This window comes from Sphaerospermopsis reniformis, assembly GCF_005402885.1.
Taxonomy (GTDB): domain Bacteria; phylum Cyanobacteriota; class Cyanobacteriia; order Cyanobacteriales; family Nostocaceae; genus Sphaerospermopsis; species Sphaerospermopsis kisseleviana.
This window is the reverse complement of sequence record NZ_BJCE01000187.1, coordinates 1-10,801: the sequence shown is the minus strand read 5'-3', so window position 1 is coordinate 10,801 and position 10,801 is coordinate 1. Positions and strand designations below refer to the sequence as shown.

The 10,801-nt window shown below is 36.3% G+C and carries 9 protein-coding genes; 6 read left to right on the top strand and 3 right to left on the bottom strand.

Annotation, left to right across the window (positions count from 1 at the left end; translation table 11 throughout):
• Positions 1-194: hypothetical protein (locus tag FFR48_RS29570; protein WP_236104132.1), on the top strand; the 194-nt coding region annotated here is incomplete at its 5' end.
• A 63-nt stretch (positions 195-257) separates the two neighbouring features.
• On the opposite strand, the gene gifA is transcribed toward FFR48_RS29570, so the two are convergent.
• Positions 258-458, bottom strand: a complete 201-nt coding sequence (gene gifA, locus FFR48_RS20550; RefSeq protein WP_096567254.1) for a glutamine synthetase inactivation factor IF7A — start codon at positions 456-458, stop codon at positions 258-260.
• A gap of 734 nt (positions 459-1,192) precedes the next feature.
• Between gifA and FFR48_RS20545 the strand changes: the two genes are divergently transcribed.
• Complete coding sequence (locus tag FFR48_RS20545; protein ID WP_137668658.1) at positions 1,193-2,248, top strand: class I SAM-dependent methyltransferase; 1,056 nt, start codon at positions 1,193-1,195, stop codon at positions 2,246-2,248.
• 696 nt (positions 2,249-2,944) lie between these two features.
• Here FFR48_RS20545 and patX read toward each other — a convergent pair.
• Positions 2,945-3,181 carry a heterocyst-inhibiting protein PatX gene (gene patX / locus FFR48_RS20540; protein ID WP_137668657.1) on the bottom strand — a complete coding sequence of 79 codons (237 nt, stop codon included), beginning with the start codon at positions 3,179-3,181 and terminating at the stop codon, positions 2,945-2,947.
• Positions 3,182-3,282: 101 nt separating this feature from the next.
• Positions 3,283-5,031 (bottom strand): FAD-dependent oxidoreductase, encoded by a 1,749-nt coding sequence (locus FFR48_RS20535; protein ID WP_236104131.1) that lies wholly within the window; start codon positions 5,029-5,031, stop codon positions 3,283-3,285.
• Positions 5,032-5,208: 177 nt separating this feature from the next.
• Between FFR48_RS20535 and FFR48_RS20530 the strand changes: the two genes are divergently transcribed.
• The 4 genes from FFR48_RS20530 to FFR48_RS20515 all read left to right on the top strand — a co-directional run.
• The gene (locus tag FFR48_RS20530) at positions 5,209-6,558 is read left to right on the top strand and encodes a serine/threonine-protein kinase (RefSeq protein ID WP_137668656.1); all 1,350 of its coding nucleotides are present in this window, start codon (positions 5,209-5,211) and stop codon (positions 6,556-6,558) included.
• Positions 6,559-6,871: 313 nt separating this feature from the next.
• Positions 6,872-7,402: a COP23 domain-containing protein gene (locus FFR48_RS20525; protein WP_137668655.1), complete on the top strand. Its 531-nt coding sequence runs from the start codon at positions 6,872-6,874 to the stop codon at positions 7,400-7,402.
• 18 nt (positions 7,403-7,420) lie between these two features.
• The gene (locus tag FFR48_RS20520) at positions 7,421-8,266 is read left to right on the top strand and encodes a DUF2887 domain-containing protein (RefSeq protein ID WP_137668654.1); all 846 of its coding nucleotides are present in this window, start codon (positions 7,421-7,423) and stop codon (positions 8,264-8,266) included.
• Between the two features lie 93 nt (positions 8,267-8,359).
• On the top strand, positions 8,360-10,801 hold a 2,442-nt coding region (locus FFR48_RS20515; protein ID WP_236104130.1), incomplete at its 3' end, for a tetratricopeptide repeat-containing S1 family peptidase.

Sequence of the window (10,801 nt, the reverse complement as noted above, 5' to 3'; positions counted from 1 at the left end):
ACTTTCTACTTCAACGGGAGCATGGGAGCAGTTATCCCTCAGTAGACTTGCACGCCTTAGCCAGACGCGATATTTCTCAAGTTAAGATTTACAAGAAAGACTACCGCTATCATTGCTTGGTTTTCGCATTGGCAATAGTCTTAATTCAATACTTGATATCGCAGGATTATATATCAAGTGGGCGATTTTTTTAACTCACTTATGTCAATGCTTGTCAACATAAGTATAGTTTTGTCTATAAAATAGTCAGCTTAGGACTAGCTCATCGCTGCACTACTCCGGCTATAAAGTGTTTGTGTAGTAGGATCTACCTTCCCTTGAATGGGATTCCAATAATAACATAGCTCTTCAGGAAGACCGAGTTCTTGGGTAGCACGCATCAGCATGGATTGTTGACGGTTCTTAACTTGCTGATGTTGACGTACCATTAACGCGCGGGATTTTTCTTGAATAGACATATTTTTGTCCTCTCTAGTTTTTAGTAATAGATGTTTTAGATGATTAACTGGTATATAAAACCTAGACAAAGCTAGACTTCACTTTCTACTTCAACGGGAGCATGGGAGCAGTTATCCCTCAGTAGACTTGCACGCCTTAGCCAGACGCGATATTTCTCAAGTTGAGATTTACAAGAAAGACTACCGCTATCATTGCTTGGTTTTCGCATTGGCAATAGTCTTAATTCAATACTTGATATCGCAGGATTATATATCAAGTATCAAGTGGGCGATTTTTTTAACTCACTTATGTCAATGCTTGTCAACATAAGTATAGTTCTGTCTATAAAATAGTCAGCTTAGGACTAGCTCTTTTTTTGCCTCACATATTTATAGTACCAAAAATTCTGTAACTTACAATACTGAATCAAGTTTTTGTTACAAAAATTTATAAATGAGGCGATCGCTGTTGCGGAAAATTAATAAAATTAAAGGCTGTAATCATTCCCTAGCAAGATGTTTAAGCCTTTAACTTGATAAATCCCTCTGAACATTTTGATCGGCAGAAAATGAGTATTTATGCTGGGTTCAGTGGGAAAACTGGCAATTGAGAACAGACAATAACAGACAATTTAGGTTCTGTTTAAATTCTGTCTACTTGTTGCCATCAACCTACCTCCATGAGAAAAAAGACTTTATTTTTCACATTTCTTTACATAAAATAATTAAAGTCCACAAAACTTAATGGATTATTTATGTATAAAAACTTGACAAAGCTAACTTATGAGAGTCTGCAACACAGCAAAAACTACTTTAGCTTGGGTCATAAACTCCTAAGTACACAATTAAAAAATGTAGTTTACCCTACAGTAGGACGGGTGAAACCAGCATCTCCAGAGGCGATCGCCAAATTACAAAACAGGTTAAACCTGCTAATAGAAGCAGATTGGCAAGATAGCCAAAAAGGGATATATCCTGAAAGTGTGTTATTTGATAATCAGTGGGCAGACTTTTTTGTTAACTATCCACTGCTTTGGCTAGATTTACCCCAGGTATGGGAACGCATCACACAAGGTAGATATCAAGATTTCTCTTCAACAACAGATCAAGGAGGATACCCTAGTTATTATTTGCAAAACTTCCATCACCAAACCGATGGTTATTTAAGCGAATCCTCTGCCAACTTATATGATTTACAGGTAGAGCTTCTTTTTGGTGGTGCAGCTGATCCGATGAGACGACGTATTTTAGCACCCCTGAAACGTGGACTGCAAAAATTTCAGGGAATTTCTCAAAAACAAATCCGCATTTTAGATGTAGCTTGCGGCACGGGGCGAACTCTGAAGTTGATGAGATCAGCTATGCCTGAAGCATCTTTATTCGGTACAGATTTATCACCAGCTTATCTGCGGAAGGCTAATCAAATCTTATCTGAAAATCCCGGCGAATTGCCTCAGCTTTTGCAAGCAAATGCCGAAGAATTACCTTATCTAGATAATTATTTCCATGCTGTAACATCTGTTTTCCTCTGCCATGAGTTACCAGCAGCAGTGCGTCAAACAGTGATTGAGCAATGCTTTCGAGTCACCAAACCAGGAGGAGTTTTTATTATCTGTGATTCAATTCAAATGAGTGATTCACCAGAATTTGCTGAGATGATGAATGGTTTCTCAAAAATGTTCCATGAACCATACTACAAACATTACACTACTGATGATTTAGTAGAACGGTTAGAGAAAGCCGGTTTTGAGAATATAGAGACACAAATTCACTTTTTGAGCAAATATTTTATTGCTTATAAACCAGCTTAAAGCAAAGCCGAAATACTCATTTTGTTCAGGATAATATTAGGAAAATAACTGCTAATAGTCCATCACACCAATTTGGGATTTGAGATTTTGAATTAATAGTAGAGGCAGAGTCACAAATCGTATTCACTACTCTTAATAGATGTGTGAACCTGCCTCTAAACTAATCGGCTCTTCCATGAATTTCCAACAATACTCAATATTCCAACTGGCTTGGTATCACACCAAATTTGACGGGTTCATCACAGCAAGAACAATCCTATTTTCACCGTGGTTTTCTCCCTTGCCTCTTCAACTTGTAGATACTATAAGGAACACAGAAGCGGTTGAAAAAGGGCAGATGAGTACCTATATGATGCACTAAGTCCGAATCTACGCCAGGTTTACCACAATTACCGGATGTTTTTAGGAAATACTCAACTGTTGATTATTTGTGCATTTGTGTAGTGCTGTAACTGTTTAAGTCTCTGCCAGAGAAGATAAAATCTGGAACGATGACTGAGTTATGTAGTGCTGTAACTGTTTATATCTCTGTCAAAGAAAATAAAATCTGGAACTTTGGATGAGCGATGTAGTGCTTTAACTGTCTATGTCTTTGTTCTATCACTTGTGTCAAGAACGATAAACACCCAGTCATTCCCTAACTTGATTGCTTTGCTGATAACGAATTCTCCTACAAGCAGTCTGAAGCTATGAGGGTTAAACAAAGGAATGGATATTGCTAAAAAATTCCATTGACTCTTTGCGTCCACTACCGCGATGGGGTGCTGGCTGTTCTGGTTGGTTGGGACCGGGTTTAGAATTGTCCGCAAATAGCTTTTCTGAACCAAAATTAGCAATCAGCAAACAGGAAAGGCTAGTGAACTTTGCTTCGTAATTAAAAGCTAAGGAGCCGAATACCAGACTCGATACTAAAAGTGAAATTGCAGCACGCATAGTAGATGTCTATTTTAGAACTCTCTACTTCACTGATACTTAGCTTTGATCTAAAGATCCGGACAATTTGAAAAAAAGTATTGTATGTAACTGTAAAAAAATCAATTTGATACTTCGTCGATATATTCGACAAGTAGCCAGTTTCCAGATGAATTTGCTCGACCCCAAACTTTGAGCTTTTGATTTTGGCTCAAGACTTGCAATTGCTCATCTACAGATGATTCCAAAGTTACAATCTGCCAAGTCTTAGGTAATAATTCTGTTGGGTTTGTGATAGTAAATCTGTAATCTTGTTGCCCTAAGCAATTAAAAATTCCTATGAAACAATCAAGATGAGAATTATCAAACTGATCAACTGATAAACAAGGACAATTACCATCAAGAGGATAAGTTTCTGGGTGATTCAAATAATGAATTTGCCAGTTTAACCATTCTGGATGATAGATTGGTAAATTGAACAAGGGAACAATTGCTGTTGGCGATCGCTCATCTGTCAATAAAGCTGTTTGCAGCATCCTTACTGGTAAATTTCTGGGCTGACAATTTAACTCACAACAGAGAGCAGCGGCCATCCCTGCGGCTTGACCAATACCCATAACTACAGGTTGTAGTCTAGTTGCTCCATTAGCAATGTGAGAGACAGAAATATTCTTCTCACACACCAGCAAACCATCCGTAGATTTGGGAACTAAACAACGGTAGGGAATAGTAAAAGGTGTTCCTGTCCAACGTCCACCCCAGCGAATAGACTTAGGTTGTAGTGAGAACTTAACACCCGGATAATGGTGATCATTGGCGTAGTTTCCAATAGCAACCGCATCATCAAACTTAGCTGCAACTCGACCGTCTCCAATGGGCAGAATATCTTGCTCAGAGACAGTAACAAGTCCCTCTAAGCGGCGACTTTCCCGAAAATAGGGATGAAGTGCAAAAGCTGGAGAGAGACTAGGAAAAACTCCTTCGGCTAAACCGTAGCGTCTACCAAGGTGAGTTTGAATATAATGGGCAAAGTTTTGACTATGCCAGAAACATTCTTGATAAAACTCACGTCTTGCTATCTTTGACTCTAGCAAACGGTTGGCTTTTTGGCCGTAGTCATTGCCACAAATCGGCCAATTCATCATAAACCAATTGGCGGGCAATCGTCCATAGTTTAAAAATTTTTCTGGTCCATAATTATCCCAAGCACCTGTAAACAAAGATGGATCATAATTAGGCGCTCTGGTAATTTCTGGGGCGATACATTCCCCAAAATCTTGCATGACTACTATCCATGTCGGTGATTGTACAGAGTATTTTGCAGTCAGATCATTAAAAGTTTCTGGGGCGCTAGGTTCTCCATACTCTGATTTGAGTTCCCATCCCCAACGGTGAGGAAGATCTCCTAAAGCTAATATATCTCCTAATTCTGTACCATCAAGGATGACTTGGGCGTAAACTGTGAAATCTGCAAAGCGGATACCTGCAATACAATCTGCGTTGCGTAAAACTTCTAACGGTACTTTCCCGGAAATCCATTGCAGATTCGGTAATTCTCTCACCCAGTCTGCAAAAATTTCTGCACCTATATGGGGTTGATAACTAAAAAAACTCACCCAACTATTATCTAAACCTCCGGGTTGTCTTTTGCGTAATTCTTTAAGAAATGATCCCCATAAACCAGTTTGAAAAGATTTTAATTCATTACCATCAGGAGCAGATACGCCAGCAGATGTTAACATTCCACCTAACCAGGAAAACTCACTGACAAGAATAGTTTTAGCACCTCTCCGCGCTGCTTGAATAGCGGCCGCAGTTCCACCTGTTCCCCCACCGACTACTAAGACATCAGTTGTATAAATTTCATTCATTATGATTTTAGTGATGATTTTAGTGTCTACGAGATATAGATCCCGGACTTGTTGAAGAAGTCGGGGATCTGAGTATTTGTGATGTAACATTTATTTGACAGGTTTATTTTACAGTAAAATTGCTCTTGTTTTAAAAATTCTAGATTGGCATAAAAATTTACAAAATTACACATCAATATGAATAACATTTTACCCATTGGTGCTATTCTCCGAGAACGTTATCAAATCCTAGAAATTTTATCTACTAAAACCGGATTTGGTATTACCTATAAAGTTAGAGATCGCAATCATCCCAATCAAAGAATTTTAGTTATCAAACAACTGAAAAAACCCACAGCTGAAAAATTGAAAATTGAACATTTACCAATAGCAGAACAACAAGAGAAAATTAATCATGTTTGGGATAAATATTTACGACTTTTTAGAAGAGAAACCCAAGCTTTAGCCAACCTGGGAGAAACATATAATCAAATTCCTACCATGCATGAACAGTTTACAGAATTAGGAGAAGAATTTTATGCACAGGAATATATAGAAGGACATCCTTTAACAGCAGAAATTAAACAAGGAAACAAATTAACAGAAGATAAAGTTAAATCTTTATTGATAGAAATTTTAGAAGTTTTTGAATATATCCAAGAGATCACTAATAACAAAAGTTATGCAGTCATTCATCGAGATATCAAACCAGAAAACATTATTCGCAGAAGTGAAGATCATAAATTAGTAATCATTGATTTTGGTTTAGTGAAAGAAATCACAGTTCCAGGGACAAAAATTGGATCTATTTTAGGAGGAACACAGGGATATATTGCCCCAGAAATTGTATTAGGATTGGTATCTTTTGCTAGTGATATTTATTCTATCGGCATGATTGGAATTTTTGCAATCACTGGAGAAGATCCTTATTTTATACCCACATTAGCCACAAATTGGCAAACCAAAGCAAATGTGAGTGCTGAATTTGCTGATTTTTTAAATAAAATGATTTGTCAAGACTATAAAAAGCGCTTTAAAAATGCACAGGAAGCATTAACAGCATTAACACGAACTAAAACACCACCACCCAACCCCTCCAAACCTCCTATTCCCTGGAAATTAATTAAATTAATAATTCTGGGAATTTCAGGAATGATCCTCATTAGGAGTGTAGTCATAGCTGTCATCTACATATTGCCAAAACCGAATGAACAATTAATAGCTAATGGTACAGAAAAAATAGGTCAATTGATATCCTCTGATCAAAAAGAATTAGTCAGTGGTAAACATTTTGATGTTTACAGATTTAAAAGTGAGAGAAGACAATATTTAACAGTGGAAATAGTCAGTAAAGATTTTCGTCCTATTTTCACAATTAGTAAATTAGAAAATAAGAGTTTTATGAAAGTAGAAGATGTGACAACTCAAGATAATAATTTTACAGCTTCGATTATGGTAGAAAAAGGTGAGTATGAATTAAAAATTAAATCAGAAAATGAGGGATTAGGAGATTATGTAATTAAAGCTTGGGTAACAGATATTAATTAAACTAATTAAACTGTAGGAGTAGCGCCCTCATACCTACCCCTATTATATCCTTATCTCGTTCCCAGCCTGGAGACTAGGAACGAGGTGATTAATTCAATAATTATTTACAAAAAAAAATATACAATAATTTCATGAAAATATACTATAATACCAGTAATGATATCAAGTTCGGGTAATCACTTACTATATAAATCGTTGGTTAATAATTACCTTGTCCCAATTACCTATTACCCATTACCTATTACCAGCCTCAACAAATATGATAAGTATTTAACCGAACATGATATGATTGAGTATACCCAAAATTGCCATTATGAAAAATTATCAGTGGTTGTTATTTATCAGCCTGTTTGGTTTAAACCTTGTATTAACAGCGTGTGAAAAATCAGAAAAAGTGGTTTTCTTCTGTGAAACAGACAATGATGGAGAACACACAACCAAAGTTAAATATCAAGATAAAACAAAAGATTTAATAGTTTGGAAACGCACCGACTTTGTAAAAGCTGGTTTTCCTCCACAACGGAGATGTGAAGAAGTCACACCAAAATTACAAGATGCTTATGATAATGGAACTCTGAAAACTTTAACTTGGGGTTATTCGGAAGCGGAAAATAATCCTAATCAAAGATTTAAGTCTTTGTGTACCACCACAGGAAAAGAATGTCATACTTTGATTTTGACATTATTAGAATCAGATGATGCTGATAATGAATTGAAAAAATTTACTGCGGTGTTAAATGGTGATGCTTCCAGTGCATATCAAAATTCTTCCTGTGCATTACCAAAACAAACAGGTGCTAATTTAACTTGTACTGTGGATATTTTCAAGGTGTTTAATAAATAGGGATAAATAGTATCTTCCATGAGACGGGATACAATTTTTTATCAATTATTCAAACAATTTCCCAGTTTAATATTTGAACTGGTAGACGAGAAACCACCCACAGCAGCAGAATATCAATTTGATTCTATTGAAGTCAAAGAAACAGCATTTAGAATTGATGGAGTATTTTTACCTCCAGATCATGCTAATCCCAAAATAGGATTTTTCGCCGAAGTGCAATTTCAAGATGATCAAGATTTGTATCATCGGTTCTTTACTGAACTAATGATATTTCTCTATCGTCATCAAGTGAGGTATGATAACTGGTATGGTGTGATAATTTTCCCATCCCGGAGTTTAGAACCATCTAATTACCAGATTCATGATGTATTGGTAGATAGTTACAAAGTTAAAAGAATCTATTTGGATGAGTTAGGAGATTTAGAAAACCAACCTTTAGGAATAGGGTTAATGTTGTTAACTACGACTCCTGAAGATAAAGCAATAGAAGCGGCTAAATTTTTACTCAGAAAGACAAAAAATACTGAGGTGGACATTTTTGAGCAAGAAGCGATAATAGATTTAGTCACAAAGATCATTGCTTACAAATTCAAATTCAGTCGAGAGGAAATAGAAGCTATGTTAATACCAACGGAAGAACCTAGAGCAGTTAGAGAATGGAAAGAGCAAGGATTAGAAACAGGAGAGAGAAACCTTGTTATGCGACAATTAAACCGTCGCTTTGGTATAGTTCCTCAAGAGTTATTACCAAAAATTGAAGGGTTAACTAGAGAACAAATAGAAACATTAGCTGAAGATTTGTTAGATTTTTCTGTTGTGTCAGATTTAGAGAATTGGTTGCAACAAAATCAACCTAATCAATAAAAACTGTAGGTTGGGTTAAGCGACAGCGCAACCCAACAAAAATTATTCAATGTAGCCAAAATTACAGATTATCAAATACCAGGAGTACCATCTATGAAATTACCTCAAAACCTCTATAAATTATCCCATCTTTTCCTATTCTTCTTCCTCCTATTCCCCGCTTCTCCGATTATTATCACTGGTTGTAGTTCTTCCCTATTCGCACGCAAACCAGGGACTTTATCAGAATCAGAATTAAAGAATGTCTTAAAAGAAATTACTGTAAAAGTCATAGTAGATGACAGAGAAACCGCATCAGGAACAATTATCAAAAAGCAGAACGGGTTTTATACTGTTCTCACTAATGCTCATGTGATAGAAAATGCTAAATCTGTGAAAGTTGTCACTATTGATAATAAAATTCATGATGTGGAATTTTCAAAGTTAGATAGACAAGAGAATCAAAAAGATGATTTATATGATTTAGCAAGGTTGACTTTTAGCAGTGAAACGACTTATTTAGTTGCTGGTTTAGGGGAAGAGAATATTAAACCAGGGGAAAAGGTATTTGCTGGAGGATATGTAAAAGGTAATTTGCAAACTACCACAGGTACAGCGAAATTATTTTTAAATCAGCCGTTAATTAAAGGACAGCAAATAGCTTATAATAATGATATTCAACAGGGGATGAGTGGAGGAGCAATAATTAATGAAAATGGTTATTTAGTGGGGATAAATAGTAAACTTGCTAACCCGGTTTTACAAACTGATTTTCGCTATTTACAAGGTGAACAACCTGATGAGAAGACTTTAAAGGAATGGGGTAATTATAGTTGGGGTATTGCAGTTAATTTAGTAGATGAAGCTGCACCTGATTTAGCTTTATTTCCTGAGAGGGTGATTAGGAAAATTGGGGGTATTCCGGCTAAGGTTTTAGATATTGCTAAACTGTCTTCGGTGCAGATTAAAAAAGCTGATGGTGGTATTGGTAGCGGGGTAATTATTGCTAAGGATAAGGATATTTATTATGTGTTAACTGCTGCTCATGTGGTGGAAAATAAACAGGAGTATCAAGTTGTTGCACCTGATAAACAAGTATATAAGGTGGATAATCAGACTATTCGCACGAGAAAGGGACTTGATATGGCTGTTTTACAGTTTCGTAGTTCTCAGGTTTATCAAGTTGCTACTTTGGGGGATTATGAGTTAAAGGGACAATTTGTTTTTCTTTATGGTTGGAAGGGAGAAGAATTAAATCATCCTTCTTGGTTTAGTGTTGGAGTTATGTTAAATGCAGATGGTAGAGAGTTTTGGTCCAAACAGAGAGGTTATGAATTAGCATATACGAATGAAGGGTATCCGGGTATGAGTGGAGGGGGAATTTGGGATACAGAAGGGAAATTAGTTGGTATTCATAATTTCGCAGAAACAGAAGTTTTTGGATATAGTTTGGGTTTGTCTGTTGAGAGTTTTTTATTTTATCAAAAAGATGGTTTATGGAAGTTACCTCAACGTCAATTAAATGTTGCTAAAAATGAACCTAATGAACCTAAATCAGCAGATGTAAATCCTCTTGTTTTAGCAACAGTACCGACTGCTTCTGTACCTGATTCTGTGAATGATACTGGAAAACAGTGGCTAACTTATGGTATTCAATTATCGAGAATTGGTGCTACAAATAATGCAATTAAAGCGATGGAAAATGCAGTTAGGAAAGATCCAAACTCTTGGGAAGCTCATTACAATGTTGCTTGGATTGGGTTAATACAAGAAAAAGATGATTTAGCTTTAAATGTTATAAATATTGCAATTAGAAACCAACCTAGTTTTTATCGTTCCTATTTATTAAAAGGAATGATTCTTCAGAAATTAAAAAAATATGAAAATGCTGTAGAAGCACTTAATTTGGCAATTTTAAAAGCAGAAAAAAAGGATAAAGAAAAAGACTTCTTACTCTACCAACTTCGAGGAGAATTGTTTGATGAGTTGAAAAGACATCAAGAAGCGATCGCTGATTATACTCAAGCTATCACCATTAATCCTCAATATGCCCTAGCCTACTACAACCGGGGAGTTGTTAAATCTGATTTAGGAGATAAAAAAGGTGCGATCGCTGATTATACTCAAGCTATCACCATTAATCCTCAATATGTCTCAGCCTACTACAACCGGGGAGTTGTTAAATCTGATTTAGGAGATAAAAAAGGTGCGATCGCTGATTTCACTCAAGCTATCACCATTAATCCTCAATTAGCCCGAGCCTACGTCAATCGGGGAATTGCTAAAGCTCAATTAGGAGATGCAGCAGGTGCGATCGCTGATTTCACTCAAGCTATCATAATTAATCCTCAAGATCCTGATGCCTACAACAACCGGGGATTTGTTAAATCTGATTTAGGAGATAAAGCAGGTGCGATTGCTGATTATACTCAAGCTATCACCATTAATCCTCAAGATCCTGATGCCTACAACAACCGGGGAAATGCTAAATCTGATTTAGGAGATAAAGCAGGTGCGATTGCTGATTATACTCAAGCTATCACCATTAATCCTCAA

What these genes read in the sequence shown, in the direction of transcription:
- FFR48_RS20530 (WP_137668656.1), top strand. Translation starts at nt 5,209, where the DNA reads ATGAATAACATTTTACCCATTGGTGCTATTCTCCGAGAACGTTATCAA.
- patX (WP_137668657.1), bottom strand. Translation starts at nt 3,181, where the DNA reads ATGCGTGCTGCAATTTCACTTTTAGTATCGAGTCTGGTATTCGGCTCC.
- FFR48_RS20525 (WP_137668655.1), top strand. Translation starts at nt 6,872, where the DNA reads ATGAAAAATTATCAGTGGTTGTTATTTATCAGCCTGTTTGGTTTAAAC.
- FFR48_RS20535 (WP_236104131.1), bottom strand. Translation starts at nt 5,031, where the DNA reads ATGAATGAAATTTATACAACTGATGTCTTAGTAGTCGGTGGGGGAACA.
- FFR48_RS20545 (WP_137668658.1), top strand. Translation starts at nt 1,193, where the DNA reads ATGTATAAAAACTTGACAAAGCTAACTTATGAGAGTCTGCAACACAGC.
- gifA (WP_096567254.1), bottom strand. Translation starts at nt 458, where the DNA reads ATGTCTATTCAAGAAAAATCCCGCGCGTTAATGGTACGTCAACATCAG.
- FFR48_RS20520 (WP_137668654.1), top strand. Translation starts at nt 7,421, where the DNA reads ATGAGACGGGATACAATTTTTTATCAATTATTCAAACAATTTCCCAGT.